We start from the raw sequence: 15001 nt of genomic DNA, 5'->3' as shown, positions 1-15001 counted from the left end.
CTGACTATCAATCCATGAGTTAGAAAAGAAACTCGAGATATGAAAACTAATCTGTTAAACACAATAATACTAATCGTAGTCACGATACTTGTTCCGAACATGGTGACGGCACAAGCCGCTAAGAAGCCAAGCAAACCTTCCATCGGGATTCAAGCTGTTCAAATCAACGATGCGATCAAAACAGCTACGAAAGAAGCAGGATCAAACCAATACCTCACGCTTGAGCGCATCACCCAATCGATGGATCAACAGCTCATCGATCGTATGCACAATACACGTAAATTCCAGATCGTTTCACGTAGCGATCTGAAAACTATTCTAGACGAGCAAGATTTGCAATCCGTTATTTCAAATCCATCCGACGTAAACACCGCACAAGCTTTCAAAGTTGCAGGCTGTAAATACTCTTTGATCGTCAGCGTCGATGACTACCAAGATCTCAGCGAGCACCTCAGAGGTGAAGGCGGCCAAGTGCTTGCAACTAAACGTACGATCCGCCTCTCCGCCATCTCAAAACTTTACGACAACACCACTGGCGTTCTTCTGGAATCAGCCAACTTCCAGATTTCCAACAAAGATGGTGCACAAAAGATGGCAGGTGCAATTGGCGACGGCCGCATCTCCGATCGACTTATCACTGAGCTTGCCCGTCGGATGTCTGACAAGTCTGCCAACCGCGTGATGGATGTCCTTTTCCCCGCCAAAGTCATCGGTCTCACCGGCAACTTCGTCACCATCAATCGCGGTGACGGCACCGGCATAACCAAAGACCAGGTCTGGACCATCTACGCCACCGGCGAATCCATGATCGATCCGGATACCGGCGAAGAACTTGGCGCAGAAGAAATCCCCGTCGGCAAGATAAAAGTCACACAAGTCACACCGAAATTCTCGAGAGGCATGCTCATCGAGAACTACGGCGTCGAAAAACTTCATGTCGCACGTTCCGATGAATCCAATCAGTAATTCTTAACGTCATGTCTGTATAATGGACACCTTCTTTCACGGATAGAAACAACACCATGCGTATTTGTTACACATTCTGGGGCGTACTCCTCGCGCTCACACTCAGCCTCTGTTCCGGCTGCAGCAACCTTGCGTTGCGCGATGCTCAATCCGCCTATCAACAGGGCGATCTTGCAACTGCGCAAGTAAAAATTGATCTCTACAGCGAAAAAAATATCGAAGGCCGCAACGCCATCATTGCACAACTTGAAAAAGGCTCAATCTACCGAGCTCTTGAGCAATACGAGCAAAGCAATGCCGCCTTTGAAATCGCCAATCAGCAGTTTGAATACTGGGACATGCAGCCTGAATTCAAAATCGGCGATGAATCTGCCGCCATGCTCACAAATCTGAACATGCTTCCTTATCGCGGTTACAACTACGACCGCATCATGCTCTACACCTATCGCGCACTCAACTACATGCAGCTCGGCCACGTCGACAAAGCACGCGTCGAAATGAAGCGGGCTCTCAACGCGCAACGCGAAGCCGTCTCGCGAAACGCTAAGCGTCTTGAAAAAATGCAAGAGCAAGCAGAAGCTAAAGCCCAGCAAGAACGTAAGAAAAAGTCGGGTGGTTTTAACGCAGATAAAACACTAAACAGCGACAAACTCAAAGCAAGCATGGGTGCTCAGTTTGCCGAACTTAAAAAACACCAAGCCTACGCCGACTACGTCAACCCATTCACCGAATTCCTGCAAGGCATATACTACATGCATGCTTCGCTCGATGGTTCTGACCTCGACCAAGCTCGCCTTTCACTCCAGCGTGTCCGCAATATGGTTCCTTCTAACGCATACTTAGGCCAAGACCTCGACGCTATTCTTCGCCTCCAGGCCGGTTCAGAACGTGAACCCATCACCTACGTCATCTACGAGGCCGGCCTCGCGCCTTCACGTGATGATGTCCGTATCGATCTCCCCCTCTTCCTCGTCAACGACGAAGTCGACTACGTCGCAATGGCATTCCCAACGCTTCGGATGCACAACAACTACATCGCAACCATCAGCATTTCCACCCCTGCAGGCCGCATTGCCACACAACCCATCGCAAGTATGGACAGCATCATCGCCCAAGAGTTCACCAATGAACTGCCTATCATCGTCACAAAAACCGTCCTCAATTCCGCGACTAAAGCAGCCGCCGCATGGGCTGCAAAGAATGCAACTAAAAAAGACGACAATGTACAATTCATGGTTCAGCTAGGCACAGCCATTTATCAAGCGGCAACAGCCGAGGCTGACCTCCGTACATGGGCAACACTCCCCAAAGAATTCCAGTATGCCCGCGTTGCAACCCCTGCTGACAAAACAATTAAGATCGGCCTGGGCGAAGGCTTCTTCAAAGAAGTCAAACTCGACTCGGGCTTAATCAACGTGGTTTATGTAAAATCGATCACACTAGGCCATCCCCCCAAGGTCACGCAATTCGTCCTCAGGAAATAACCCTCAGTACGGATTCACAAAATGCTTAAAACCAAACAGACACAAGAGGCGTCTATATCACTATGAAAACTACTAAATTCATCCCGATGATCGTTGCCGCCCTGCTCTTCTTCGCTGGCTGCACCTCCTCCGTCAACACCGTTGCCTCGGATGCTGGCACTCCCGGCTATAACTCTGTCCCAACACGCAAAATCCTCACCGACGACGGCCTCAAAAAGAAAGCGCGCGTCATCGACATCCGTGAAAGCCGCAACGCCAGTGACCTGCTCACCATCTCAGTCGAAATCCAAAACACGACGCATTCTCGCAAAAACTTCAACTACCGCGTCGATTGGCTCGATGCCAATGGCATGTCCATCTCCTCATTACTCTCAAGCTGGAAACAAAAAACTCTCGCAGGCAAAGAGACAGGTTTCCTCACAGCCGTCGCGCCAACTCCAAAAGCCTCTGACTTCCGCCTGCAACTCATCGAAGCAAAATAAGTCACACAACCCAACATCAGCAAAACAAGGCTTATTAGCGCTCTTGCCCTAATAAGCCATTAGACCATTCAGAAAGGTATTAAACATGAACAAGCTCGCGCTCGCATTGAGCCTCACCATCGGCGCCGCCGCCCTCACAGGCTGCAGCGGCCCCTCCGCTCAGCGTATCGACCCCACTGGCACCCAAACGATCACCACCGTCTCCGGCCTCGACATCCAAGACGCCATGGACGCTGCCGCTGAAATGTCCCAATCACTCCTCCAAGCAGGTGTCCTTGGTCAAAACGGCAAGCCCTCTAAAATCGCCATCTCTAGCTACGTCAACAACACCTCGCAGCACATCGACCGTGATCGCATCATCAAGAAAGTTCGCGTCACGCTCAACAAAGCCGGCGTTGCTCAGACCTTCACCACCATGAACTCAAAAGGTGGCACCACAGGTACAGAAGACGCCATCGCAACTCGTCAGCAACAAGTCAACGCATTCCTCTCCGACAACCCTGCCCCACCAAAACCAGACTACACCATGACCCTCAAGCTTCTTGAGAACAAAGTCCGTGCTGGCCGCACACGCCAGACCACCTACATCTTCCAGATGTCTCTCACCGAGGTGAACTCTGGCCTCGCCGTCTGGGAAGATGAAAAAATGATCACCAAGCAAGGCGGCAAGGCAGCAGTCGGCTGGTAATCTGCATAATCTCACATAAAAGCAAAAGCCGACGCTTCAAAAACGTCGGCTTTTTTTACACTCCAATTCCAACTACAGTGACCACATTACCGTCAATAACGAAAACCTTTTTTTGACGACAAAACAACCCAAAAAGCAGCACTTTGATATGAACACCATCAACTCATCTTCAAGAACGGCAAATATCAATTGCTGATCCCACCCACATCAGATAAACTCTTGTCAATATAGGAAATATGGCCCCTGCACACCGCCAAACTGGATGGGTAACAACATGAAGAAACTCGCCATCTTAACTCTCTTCCTCCTGCCACTGCTCACCGCATGCAACAACACCCCCATACCCGCCTTCGTCGGCTACTCCGACGACTGGCAACCCCTGTCCAATCAGTCCGGCCCGGGCCTCGTAGCCGACCCGACCTCACCCATCCCCGATGTCATGGTTCCCATCGGCTTCAAGCCTATTCCAGCCCGCTGCACCGCAACCTCCGACGGCCTCTACCGCACCGTCAGCCACACCTACCAAGGCAAAGCCAATGTCGCGGAACTCATTCAGTACTTCCAAACCCACCTCACCGATGCGAACTGGGAGATGGTCAACCGCATGGATGATCTCGCAACCCGATCACTCATCCTCAACTGGACCAAAGGCCCCGAAGACCTCCGCATCACCCTCTCCAAACGTGTCGGCATCGCGACCATTACCATCTACATTCAGCCACGCTCTGCAGGCTCCATGATGTCTCAATCCCCCACTCAGTATCTCCCGCAACCCGTCCAAATCACGCAATAATCCCCTACATCGCGGTCCAGCCTCTACTTCATACCTCAATCCCCACGATCCAAACTTTCATGACACCCGCTGCCCCTCACCCACACACACTCGCCTAAAATACGCTAAAATAGCCAATCTAAACATTACCCGTTCATCCGTAACATCTGGAACGCAACCCCCATGGACGACAAGAGAAGCACCGAACCAAAATTCCGCGATGAAGACCTGCAAGACGCAGTCGATCGCATTCAAATATTCTGGGAAAAGTATGGCAACCAGGTCATGATCTTCGTGACCGTCCTCTTTCTCTCACTCTTCCTCTATAAGTTCTTCACCAATCGCTCTGCTACGCAGCACGAAGACGCTTGGGCATCACTCGCTGGAACCTCCGCGCCGCTCAGCTACAACAACCTCGCCAATGACACCAGCAACCCAACCGTCCGCATCATGGCTTTCCTCCGCTCCGGCGACCTCTACCTCGCTGAAGGCTCAACCCCGCCTATCGGTGAGATCACACAGGAAGACCGCGACCAATCACTCAAAGATGCATCAGCCGCATACGAAAGTGTCATCAAGCTCACCAAGGAGCCAATCTGGATCTCTAATGCCAAGTTAGGCCTCGCCTCCATTGCTGAGTCACAAGCCAACTGGTCAGCCGCCAAAGGTTACTACGACGAAACCATCACGATTGCAGAGGCAGCCAGCCTGCCTGCGATTAAAAAGCAAGCGGAACTCCGTATTACTCTGCTCCCAGAGATCGAATCCCCAATCAAGTTCGCCCCGGAAGCTGAACTTCCTAAGTTCACCCCGGAAGCAACCACACCCGAAGCAGCCGCACCAGGTTCAATCCCCGCAACTGAAATCACGCCCGCTTTACCCGCAGCACCAGCCACAGAACCGGCGGCAGTTCCCACTGAAAACCAGTAAAATGACACATCACTTGCAACCGATCTAACTCACGAACACACCTGCAAGTAACACAAACCGAATCCCCCCTGCCCGGCCTAAACCGGGCAGTTTTTATCTCACCCCTCCCCTCCTCAACGTATCTCACGCTCAATCCGCACTCCCTCCTCCCCCCAGAAAAATCACCTACAACCAACACCAAGCACACAGATTCACCACAACATAGACACCTATGTACAGCCCACCAATCACAGCACCGCAAACCCACCCGTATACCGCAGTAAATCCAACCGCAGCGGCGCAACCCGCAAGCTCACCCTTACCTTCTAATATTCGATTAGACTAAGGTCTCGCAACAACCATAAGCGACATTAAAGCAGTAAACCTATGCGTAAGATAGACCGCGATAAAATACCTGAAGACGATATGTTCGAGGAACTGCCTGACGAACTCGAAGGCGGCGAACGTGTCCGCTACACGCTCTCTAAAGACGCGTCTCTGCGACTTGATAAATACCTGCAAAATCGACTTAAAGGTTTATCTCGCCATCAGATCCAAAAGCTCATCGCACTTGAAGGTGTGAAAGTGAACAACAAACTCCCCAAGCCAAGCACGAAATTAAAAGCTGGGGATGTGGTCGATGTTATGGTTCCGCCGAAGCCGGCATCGGACTTGAATCCCGAGCCGATTCCCATGGATATCATCTATGAGGATGACGGGTTTATCGTCGTAAATAAGCAAGCGAATCTGATCGTTCACCCCGCCCGTGGCCGACTCAATGGGACGCTGCTTAACGGCTTGAGTTACCATTTTCAGAACAACTCAACGGTGCTAAATGACGGTACAGCAGGGAGTTCCAAACTTTCAAGAGTCGGCGCGGAAGACGCCCGGCCGGGCGTGATTCACAGGCTCGATAAAAACACCACCGGCGTGATTGTGGTTGGAAAACAGGAAGAACCGCATTGGCTGATCGCGAAACAGTTTGAAGACCGCACCAACCTTAAGGTTTATCTGGCAGTCGTGCATGGGAATCCTGATCCTGCAGGAGCGGTGATTGATGAGCCAATTGCCAAACATCCGACTTATCGCGAAGCGATGGCGATCCGGCATGACTCTGTAAGTAAACCATCAGTAACGATTTACAGAGTTCGCGAGCAGTACAAAGGTTACGCGCTGGTGGAGATGGAGCTTAAAACTGGTCGAACGCACCAGATCCGCGTCCACATGCAGTACATCGGGCATCCACTCGTCGGCGACATCATCTACGGCGGGGAACCTGTTGGCCTGAAAGAACTTAAAGACCCCCCCATCGCGGCTGGCAGCCGAGTGAGTATGACCTTCGCTCGTAGCAAGCAGGACGGGATTGCGATCGAGAATGCGTCCAAAGAACGGGACGACATGCTGATGGCCACACCGGCGTTACATGCTGCTATGCTTGGACTTAGGCATCCGATTAAGAAAGAGGACATGGTGTTTACGGCCAAGGTTCACGAGCCGATGCGCACCCTGATCCACCACCTGCGGCAACAAAAAATCGATCTCCCAGTCGTCACCAAAGGCACTCATATCGACCTTGCCAAAGCAACGCCCGAACCAGACGACTTTCAGTTTTGAATTTTTAGGTTGGTAGAAATTTTCGTTCGCATGTTGAGTCAAACATGCGCGGGAATTCTGTATAAGACCGGGCATAATATGTGCGCGCAATTGCGCCCGCGAATAAATTACTGTGCGCGCATTTTGTTCAGCACTTGTCGAAGTGATTGTTCAACCGAAAGTTAGAGCAATTCTTAGAAATTTTTGAAATATTAACTTTTCACCCTTTTACGTTAAGAATAGAGAAAAACGATCGTAAATCGATCAGTTTTAGGTAGAAAAAGGCAGTATTCGCACACTTATATTAATACACCATTGAATGCAAAAGTATGTTTTTGTGCGCAAGATTATGACTTAGACCTTTTCTATATCCAAATGCGGCGTTCATGCGACCATCAAAAAAATTCTTTTCGTCTAAAAATATTCCCGGTAAACATCTATATTGAATCTTGGCTCCAGCAATATACCAGTCTTGTTCAACTAATTATTAGTTATATTCATGCAGGCTATTTGTAGATTGAGACACGGACATAATTGCTTGCGTAACCCATGGTCTGAGTCATTCATGCTTTACTATCTAGATATGTACGATATAGGACACAAGGATCACAACAATTTATCACATTATATGGATAGGTTACTTATCGTAATAAAAACAAATTTCCTCATTGGTCGGAGAAACGCTGTAAACTTTATAACCAATCTTTCGAAGCGATTCGATTGCATTTCGGCTAGTTTCTACTTCAATTTCTGGGAAACGGTGATGAAATTCAATAAGAAGCTGCTTTGGTCGAATGTTGGATTTGATCATATCTTCAATGACATCAAATTCCGCTCCTTCAATGTCCATTTTTAACAGATCGATATGATCATGATTTAGATCTTTCATGATTGTCGCGAGCTTGACCACTTTAACGGTAATTGTGTCACTGCCTGATCTTTTAATCATGGTGTGTGAGACATGTTCGGGATTATCAGGTGGACAAAATGACGCTTCACCATCGTAATTTGATAGGCCAATGGGGTGCATGACGAATGATTGGGGCAAATCAAGTTGTTCAATCCATTTGATTGATTTCGGGGTAGGATCAAATGCATGTAGCGTGACATTGAACTTTTCAATCAAAGCGATATCAAAAGAAACGTCTTCACCAATGCCTACAGAATAAATGATTGAGTCTTTGTTAATTTCGCGAGGAATGATACACCAACCACCATAACCTGAACCGAGACATAAAGATGGGATCTTAATATCTTTTTTGATTGAAAAATCCAACCCCTTAATGATATTAAGCTTCGTTTTTAGTCTGCGTCGCAATACAAGTAATGGATGTAATAAAGCTGATTTCTTTACAAAATTAGTTAAAGACATGATCTGCCCCGAAGAAGTTAAGCTACAAGATTCAGTTTATTTAAACTTACTCCATAGATTTCTTCGGTGCAATTATTTTATGAATTCCGTCCTAACCATGGGGTGTCAGGTATGTTTTGCAGTTGATTGGCTTTGCGGGCGTAGGCGAAGAGTAGGTCGGAGAGGCGATTTAAGTATTTAATTAGATTTGCATCGACAGGTTCGATGCGGCTCAATGCGACGGTTAGACGTTCGGTGCGACGGCAGACGGTGCGGGCGATGTGGAGGCGGGCGGCGAGTTCGGAGCCGCCGGGCAAGATAAAGTATTTCATGGGAGGAAGATCGGCGCAGACGCGATCGAGTTCGGCTTCCATCTCGGTGATGATCTCATCGGTGATAGTGGGGATGCCTTGAGCTGCTTTAATTTTGGATTTCGTTTCGGCTTCGCTATCTTGCTCTTGAATGGGGGGGGATGCGAGTTGGGAGCCTAGGTCGAAGAGGCGGGACTGGACTTGGGAGAGGTATGTGAAGATGGCTTTGATTTGGGGGTCTTGTGAATCGGCGCATTGAATCAAAGCGTGGCCGATGAATGCGTTGAGTTCGTCGGATGTGCCGTAAGCTTCGACGCGGAGCGCGTCCTTGCCGATGCGGTGGTTGCCGAGGAGTCCTGTGGTGCCGTCGTCGCCTGTCTTGGTGTAAAGCTTCATGGGAGTATTTTAGGGGAGTGCTGGTATGAGTGCTAGCGTGGAAGGCGTGTGAGCAGATGCTGGCGAGGCAATGGAGTCATTGCAGGTGATTGAGAGGTGGTTGTATTGACACCCCGCCACCGGCGGTGGCGGGCTTGAAGTGAATGAGAGCCGATGGGTTTGTGAGGTTTGGAAAGACCCGCGACCTGTTGCACGGGAAGGTCACAGCTATTGGAGTTGTAGAGATTGAGGCATCTAAAGAAAAGCCCACATCGTTTGGGATGTGGGTTTGATGGGCCTTGTTGTTATATGCAGCGGTTGATTAGAGGGCTACTTCTTTTCTGAAGTTGCCTTGCGGGGGTGGGGTTTGAGTTTTTTGATGGCTGCTTTGAGGCGGGGTTGGCCGAAGGCGATGGTTAGGACATCGGAGACGTCGGCGGCGAAGTGGAAAGTGAGTTTCTTCTGGACTTGCGGGTCGATGTCTTCGAGGTCGCGGCGATTGTCCTCGGGGAGGATGACGGTCTTGATGCCGGCTCGTGCGGCGGCGAGTGTTTTTTCTTTGACGCCGCCGATGGGGAGGACTTTACCGCGGAGGGTAATTTCGCCGGTCATGGCGATGCCTGACTTCATGGGGAGGTTTAGGAGGAGTGAGGTGATTGCGGTGAACATGGCGATGCCAGCGGACGGGCCGTCTTTGGGGATGGCGCCGGCGGGGACGTGGAGGTGGATGTCGTGGTTGTTGAGGTGTTCGAGATCGAAGTCGAAGTCGGCTGCTTTGGACTTGAAGACGGAGAGCGCGGCGGAGACGGATTCTTTCATGACGTCACCGAGCTGGCCGGTGAGTTTGAAGTCGCCCTTGCCGGGATATTGGGTGGCTTCGATGAAGAGGACTTCGCCGCCGACGGTTGTGTAGGCGAGGCCGAGGGCGACGCCGGGGGTTGTGATTTTGATATCGTCTTCGCGCATGAACTTTTCGATGCCGAGAACAGATCGGACTTGCTTGGCGTCGACGGTGTATTTTTTGCTTTTTCGTCGTGCGGGTGTGAGTGGTGCGATTTTTGCGGCGAGTCCACGACAGACGGAGCCGATTTGTCGTTCGAGTTCACGGACGCCGGCTTCGCGAGTGTAGTTTTCGATGGTTTTGCGGATACCTGAGGCTTGCCACGCGCAGAGTGAGCGGGTTAGGCCGTTCTCTTTGAGTTGTCGAGGTACGAGGTATTTGCGTGCGATGACGAGCTTGTCGTGATCGGTGTAGCCGGGGATTTCGATGACTTCCATGCGGTCTTGAAGTGGGCCGGGAACGGTGCCCATGTAGTTTGCGGTGGCGATGAAGATGACCTGCGAGAGGTCAAATGGGACATCGAGATAGCGATCGACGAAGTTATTGTTTTGCCTTGGATCAAGGACTTCGAGGAGTGCGGATGCGGGGTCGCCACGGAAGTCGGCGCCGAGCTTATCGAGCTCGTCGAGCATCATGACGGGGTTTTTAGTGCCTGCACGACGGAGTTCCTGGATGATGCGGCCGGGCATGGCGCCGACGTATGTACGGCGATGTCCGCGGATTTCAGCTTCATCACGAATGCCACCGAAGGACATACGAACGAATTTTCGGCCGAGCGCATCGGCGATGGATTGACCGAGTGAGGTTTTGCCGACGCCGGGAGGGCCGACGAGGCAGAGGATGGGGCCGCGGTTTTCTGGGTTGAGTTTGCGAACGGCGAGGTACTCGATGAGACGACGTTTGACCTTGTCGAGGCCGAAGTGGTCGCGGTCGAGAATTGTTTGGGCGCGTTCGAGGTCAAGGTTGTCCTCGGAAAGTTTGTTCCAAGGCAGGTCGGCGATAAGCTCAAGGTAGTTTGAGATGACGGAGTATTCGGGTGAGGCTGGGGGGATGAGTTCGAGACGTGAAAGCTCACGCTGGGCTTCTTCCATGACGGCTACAGGCGGATCGGCTTCATCGAGTTGCTCGCGGAGACGGATGAGGAAGTCTTCGCCCTCGCCTTCCTCGCCGAGTTCGCGTTGGATGGCTTTCATCTGTTCACGGAGGAAGAATTTGCGTTGCGTGTCACCGATGGATGACTGAACGTCTTGCTGGATTTTGTGCTGGAGCTTTTGGATTTCCAACTGCATGGAGACGTGTTGATGAACCTGACGGATACGCTTGGCGATGTCGAGTTCTTCGAGGAGGTCTTGCTTTTGAGTGGGGTCGAGGTTGAGGTTGGCTACGAGGAAGTCGGCAAGGTTGGAGGGGTCCTCAATGTTCATGAGGACGGTGACGGCTTGCTCGGGCGCGTTGGGTGAGAGTTCGATGAGTTCACGGGCTTGATCTTTGAGTTGGTTGATTGCGGCGGAGAATGTTTTTGAGGTTGAGGAGAGTTTTTCCTCGGAAGGCTTCATGCGTGCGACGATATAGGGATCTGTTTTGATGACTTCGTCCATGGTGACACGGCCGAGGCCGTGGACGATGATCTGGACGGATTCGTCGGGTTGGCGGATGAGCTTGAGAACCATGACGGCGGTGCCTACGGAGTAGAGGTCGTCGATGGTTGGGTTTTCGATGTCTTCATCTTTTTGTGTGAAGAGCGCGATGACCTTGGAGGAAGCGAGTGATTCTTCGAGGAGTTTGAGGGATGAGGGGCGGCCAACGGAGATGGGCATGATGGTGCCGGGGAACATGACCATGCCGCGAACGGGCATAACGGGCATGACAGATGGGATGGTTTGTGATTGGACGTCGAGGTCGTGATGACCTTCGAGTTCGACGATCATGCCGGGCGTTTCGATGTTAATCCCGGTGAGTGGCGGGTTTTTTTTAGATTGACGTTTGCGTGAGCCACGCTTTTTGGTTGTTTTCTTTTTCGGCACAGATTAATCCCTGTGTGTCTGTTGGTTCATCCAGCTCCTGTGAGTCCTCCGCCCTGTGTATCCCTGCCCTGACATATAGGAGATGTTTTGTATTTAAAAGATCGATTGAGTCAATGCTGTTCATGACCTTAAAGGTTGTAGGACGCTGTATGCGTTGGTTTTGGTCTGCTTCGGGTCATGAAACGAGGCATTAGACCAACTTATGAGTCAGTAGGCTACTCTACTAGAGGTAATTTTACCCAAAGTAGGCCGAGGGTGTATTCGGATTCTACTTTGTCGAGGTCGACATTGTTCGGGATGCGTATTTTGCGAGAGAATGTGCCGTGGTTGATTTCCATGGCGTGTATGCGTGTGGCGTTAGGGGAACTGTGGCATGGCGGGATTGGCGCGGGGCGCGTGCCAGCGATTTGCAGGAGGTTGTCTTGGACAGTGACGTGAATTTGAGATTTGTCGAGGCCGGGCAGTTCGAAGCAGATGCAGAGCATGTGCGGGGTCTCGTAGGTGTTGACGGGGGGTTGCCAACCTTCATCGGGAGTCATGTGTGTGACGGAATCGATGACGACACTGCGTAATGAAGCGTGTTGGGGTTGTGGAGATTTTGGTTTCTTCATCGCGTGGCCTTGTGAATCTTGGGGCGTATTAATTGCTCTATCGTAAGAATCGGTCAGATGGGGGTTTTGAGGCTAAAAACGGGGTTTAAAAGGTTGCCTGGTGGTACTAATGGCGAAACTGTCATGGGTGGGGGGAATATTCCGTGGTCAACTTTAATTTGTATGTAAAAGGACGTAAAATATAGTGTTCCAAAGGCTGGCCAGATGTTTGGGCTAGCTTGCTTCTAAAGTGCTGATTGCTGCAATGAGGCGGTGATTGGCGAGATGAATAACGGAAAGAAAAGGTAAGCACCATGCCGAGCGATGTAAGCGCGGAAGTATCTGAGTTGATGCCTGATGTGCAGGGCAGCGAAGATAGCCGGCAGATTGCGATTAACAAGGTGGGGGTTAAGGATATTCGGTATCCGATTACGCTGCATTGCCCGGCAACGGGTGGTACGCAGGGTACGGTTGCGAATGTGAACATGTACGTGGGTTTACCACACTACCAAAAAGGGACGCATATGAGTCGCTTTTTGGAGGTGTTGAACAAGCATCACGACAGTTTGCGGTCGGATGAGATTGTGGATGTATGCCAAGAGATCAAGACGCGTTTGAACGCTGAGACGGCACATCTGGAATTGAGTTTCCCGTATTTCATCGATAAAAAAGCACCGGTTTCAGGTCAGATTGGGAAAATTGACCTTGAAGTGAAGTTGGAATGTACGAGCAATCATAAAGACGATTTTGTGATGACGGTGATGGTGCCTGCAACGAGTTTATGTCCTTGCTCGAAGGAAATCTCGGCGTATGGGGCGCACAATCAGCGTTGCCATATGATTGCGAGCGTGCGGCTGAAGAAGGGCGAGCGGATGTGGATCGAGGATCTGTTCGAGATCGTCGAGCAATGCGCGAGCACGCAGGTGTTTGCGGTGCTGAAGCGTCCTGATGAGAAATGGGTCACTGAGGCGGCGTATGACAATCCGAAGTTTGTCGAGGATATTGTGCGTGATTTAGCGCGTGCGATGGAGGCTGATGATCGGATTGCGTGGTACAGCGTCAGCAGCGAGAATTTCGAGTCGATCCATAATCACAATGCGTATGCTGTTGTGGAGCGATGGAAAGATTCTTAGAGCGGTTTGCGTAGACACTTGCCACGTTAACCAATAGACCGTTGCATATTAAATGCTGAATTGAGTGAATCTTCTGCTGATGATGGCTCGACTTATACAAAAATAACGACGCAAACTTGTCTAAAATGCGTCTTTTGGGCTAGTAATCATCGATTCATTGTAAAAAACGCGGAAATGCGGAAATAAACGTGGCTGTTGCAGTGATGTGACAGCCATTTTTAGTGCGCTTTGAGATCAATAGTCTCGTTACCCAGTGGATTGATATGGAGAATATGCAAATTAAGTTGGCTTGCTGCCAACTACGTATACATACGATGTCAATAATCACGCGGACTTCTGTATAATGGGCGGCATGGATAAACCAATAAAATTTGATCATCGTGAGCCACCTGTGAATGCGGGCAAGGCCGTGACTGTGATACTCATACTGCTGGTGCTGGGGATTATTTTTCTGGCAGGGTCGTGTGCCATGAAAACGGTACCTGCGGGTCATGTTGGCGTTGCGACCTTGTTTGGCAGTGTGCAGCCTGAGCCGTATGAGGAAGGGCTACATGTTTTTGTAAACCCGCTGTATAAGTGGACGCTTTATGATGTGCGTGAGAAGTCACACCTCGAGTCGGCGCCGGTTCCAACACAAGATCAGTTGTCAACGGTTCTGGATGTGTCGGTGCAGTACCGAATCAATGGACAGATGGCGGCAAAGATTTTAAAAGAGACCGGTGATTCGGTGCAGATGACGAATGTGCATTTGGTGCCGAAGCTTCGCAGTTTGCTGCGTGAGCAAGGGAAATCGATTAAACGAGCGGAAGACTTTTTCCTAGAAGAGACACAGCAACAAATCCAGAATTCATTGCAGATGCAATTGAAGGAATACTTGGGGCTGAAGGGAATCGAAGTTCAAGCGGTGTTATTGCGAGATATCAAGTTGCCGAAGTTTATTACGCAGGCGATTGAGCGTAAGAAGGAACGCGAACAAGCGGTCGAGCAACAGAAGGCTGAGTTGGAACGGTACACCATGGAGCAGCAACAAAAGGTTGCTCAAGCTGAGGCAGAAGAGAAGGCGGCTGAAAGTGAAGCGAAGAAGCGTAAGCTGATCGCGGACGCACAGGCGTATGAAATTGAACGCATTAATGAGGCGGCGTCGAACAATCCGGCGTATGTGCAGTTAGAGGCGCTCAAGACGCTGCAAGCGATGGCGAAAGATCCGGCGGCGAAAATGTACTTTATTAACGGTGATAGCCCGACGCCGTTGCCTTTGATGCATATGGGTGATACTGGCGCGAATACCACGCGATCAGCGGGTGCGGCGGCGGCAAGTGGGCGGTAGTTTGCGATTCTGCATTGATACTTCATGTGAATCGCAGGCAATCTGAGTAAATTGCAAGATACCCCACGACCGTCGGTCGTGGGCTTGAATGGAATATGAAGGTCGGTGCTCAGGCGCCGACCTTTTTCAATGATAAGTGAATGTCGAGGCGGTAT

13 protein-coding genes are annotated in these 15001 nt (G+C 50.6%); 9 read left to right on the top strand and 4 right to left on the bottom strand.

All coding sequences use genetic code 11. The annotated features are described in order from the left end of the window. Positions 1-39: 39 nt before the first annotated feature. The 7 genes from KS4_RS07545 to KS4_RS07515 all read left to right on the top strand — a co-directional run bounded on the left by KS4_RS07545 (position 40) and on the right by KS4_RS07515 (position 6915). Entirely contained in the window at positions 40-966 is a 927-nt protein-coding gene (locus tag KS4_RS07545; RefSeq protein ID WP_145076668.1) for a CsgG/HfaB family protein, read from the top strand. A 56-nt stretch (positions 967-1022) separates the two neighbouring features. Further along, on the top strand, positions 1023-2450 hold the full coding sequence (locus tag KS4_RS07540) for a COG3014 family protein (RefSeq protein WP_145076667.1): 1428 nt from the start codon (positions 1023-1025) through the stop codon (positions 2448-2450). A gap of 62 nt (positions 2451-2512) precedes the next feature. Continuing rightward, entirely contained in the window at positions 2513-2932 is a 420-nt protein-coding gene (locus KS4_RS07535; protein ID WP_145076665.1) for a YcfL family protein, read from the top strand. A gap of 85 nt (positions 2933-3017) precedes the next feature. After that, positions 3018-3620, top strand: coding sequence for a penicillin-binding protein activator LpoB (locus tag KS4_RS07530; RefSeq protein ID WP_145076663.1), 603 nt, complete (start codon positions 3018-3020; stop codon positions 3618-3620). A 274-nt stretch (positions 3621-3894) separates the two neighbouring features. Continuing rightward, positions 3895-4413 carry a hypothetical protein gene (locus tag KS4_RS07525; protein ID WP_145076661.1) on the top strand — a complete coding sequence of 173 codons (519 nt, stop codon included), beginning with the start codon at positions 3895-3897 and terminating at the stop codon, positions 4411-4413. A 162-nt stretch (positions 4414-4575) separates the two neighbouring features. After that, positions 4576-5322 carry a hypothetical protein gene (locus KS4_RS07520; protein WP_145076659.1) on the top strand — a complete coding sequence of 249 codons (747 nt, stop codon included), beginning with the start codon at positions 4576-4578 and terminating at the stop codon, positions 5320-5322. A 366-nt stretch (positions 5323-5688) separates the two neighbouring features. Then, on the top strand, positions 5689-6915 hold the full coding sequence (locus KS4_RS07515) for an RluA family pseudouridine synthase (RefSeq protein WP_145076657.1): 1227 nt from the start codon (positions 5689-5691) through the stop codon (positions 6913-6915). A 616-nt stretch (positions 6916-7531) separates the two neighbouring features. Here KS4_RS07515 and KS4_RS07510 read toward each other — a convergent pair. The 4 genes from KS4_RS07510 to KS4_RS07495 form a co-directional block, all read right to left on the bottom strand. Beyond that, the gene (locus tag KS4_RS07510; RefSeq protein WP_145076655.1) at positions 7532-8266 is read right to left on the bottom strand and encodes an FkbM family methyltransferase; all 735 of its coding nucleotides are present in this window, start codon (positions 8264-8266) and stop codon (positions 7532-7534) included. 77 nt (positions 8267-8343) lie between these two features. Then, a complete protein-coding gene (locus tag KS4_RS07505; RefSeq protein ID WP_145076653.1) occupies positions 8344-8952 on the bottom strand; it encodes a cob(I)yrinic acid a,c-diamide adenosyltransferase in 609 nt (202 codons plus the stop codon). Positions 8953-9261: 309 nt separating this feature from the next. Further along, the gene (lon, locus tag KS4_RS07500; RefSeq protein WP_200761683.1) at positions 9262-11796 is read right to left on the bottom strand and encodes an endopeptidase La; all 2535 of its coding nucleotides are present in this window, start codon (positions 11794-11796) and stop codon (positions 9262-9264) included. Positions 11797-12011: 215 nt separating this feature from the next. Beyond that, on the bottom strand, positions 12012-12407 hold the full coding sequence (locus KS4_RS07495; protein WP_145076651.1) for an Hsp20/alpha crystallin family protein: 396 nt from the start codon (positions 12405-12407) through the stop codon (positions 12012-12014). Positions 12408-12700: 293 nt separating this feature from the next. Between KS4_RS07495 and folE2 the strand changes: the two genes are divergently transcribed. Both folE2 and KS4_RS07485 read left to right on the top strand, forming a co-directional pair. Then, on the top strand, positions 12701-13519 hold the full coding sequence (gene folE2, locus KS4_RS07490; protein ID WP_200761682.1) for a GTP cyclohydrolase FolE2: 819 nt from the start codon (positions 12701-12703) through the stop codon (positions 13517-13519). A 352-nt stretch (positions 13520-13871) separates the two neighbouring features. Then, on the top strand, positions 13872-14846 hold the full coding sequence (locus tag KS4_RS07485; protein ID WP_145076649.1) for a prohibitin family protein: 975 nt from the start codon (positions 13872-13874) through the stop codon (positions 14844-14846). Positions 14847-15001 lie beyond the last annotated feature (155 nt).

Origin of the sequence: Poriferisphaera corsica (genome assembly GCF_007747445.1) — a bacterium.
Taxonomy (GTDB): Bacteria; Planctomycetota; Phycisphaerae; order Phycisphaerales; family Phycisphaeraceae; genus Poriferisphaera; species Poriferisphaera corsica.
The sequence above is the reverse complement of the archived record's forward strand: the minus strand, read 5'-3'. Positions and strand labels throughout refer to the sequence as shown.

Excerpts from the sequence above, each read along its gene's own strand:
- KS4_RS07545 (WP_145076668.1), top strand. The coding sequence starts at position 40 with ATGAAAACTAATCTGTTAAACACAATAATACTAATCGTAGTCACGATA.
- KS4_RS07540 (WP_145076667.1), top strand. The coding sequence starts at position 1,023 with ATGCGTATTTGTTACACATTCTGGGGCGTACTCCTCGCGCTCACACTC.
- KS4_RS07530 (WP_145076663.1), top strand. The coding sequence starts at position 3,018 with ATGAACAAGCTCGCGCTCGCATTGAGCCTCACCATCGGCGCCGCCGCC.
- KS4_RS07520 (WP_145076659.1), top strand. The coding sequence starts at position 4,576 with ATGGACGACAAGAGAAGCACCGAACCAAAATTCCGCGATGAAGACCTG.
- KS4_RS07485 (WP_145076649.1), top strand. The coding sequence starts at position 13,872 with ATGGATAAACCAATAAAATTTGATCATCGTGAGCCACCTGTGAATGCG.
- KS4_RS07495 (WP_145076651.1), bottom strand. The coding sequence starts at position 12,407 with ATGAAGAAACCAAAATCTCCACAACCCCAACACGCTTCATTACGCAGT.
- KS4_RS07535 (WP_145076665.1), top strand. The coding sequence starts at position 2,513 with ATGAAAACTACTAAATTCATCCCGATGATCGTTGCCGCCCTGCTCTTC.
- KS4_RS07525 (WP_145076661.1), top strand. The coding sequence starts at position 3,895 with ATGAAGAAACTCGCCATCTTAACTCTCTTCCTCCTGCCACTGCTCACC.
- KS4_RS07515 (WP_145076657.1), top strand. The coding sequence starts at position 5,689 with ATGCGTAAGATAGACCGCGATAAAATACCTGAAGACGATATGTTCGAG.
- folE2 (WP_200761682.1), top strand. The coding sequence starts at position 12,701 with ATGCCGAGCGATGTAAGCGCGGAAGTATCTGAGTTGATGCCTGATGTG.
- KS4_RS07505 (WP_145076653.1), bottom strand. The coding sequence starts at position 8,952 with ATGAAGCTTTACACCAAGACAGGCGACGACGGCACCACAGGACTCCTC.
- KS4_RS07510 (WP_145076655.1), bottom strand. The coding sequence starts at position 8,266 with ATGTCTTTAACTAATTTTGTAAAGAAATCAGCTTTATTACATCCATTA.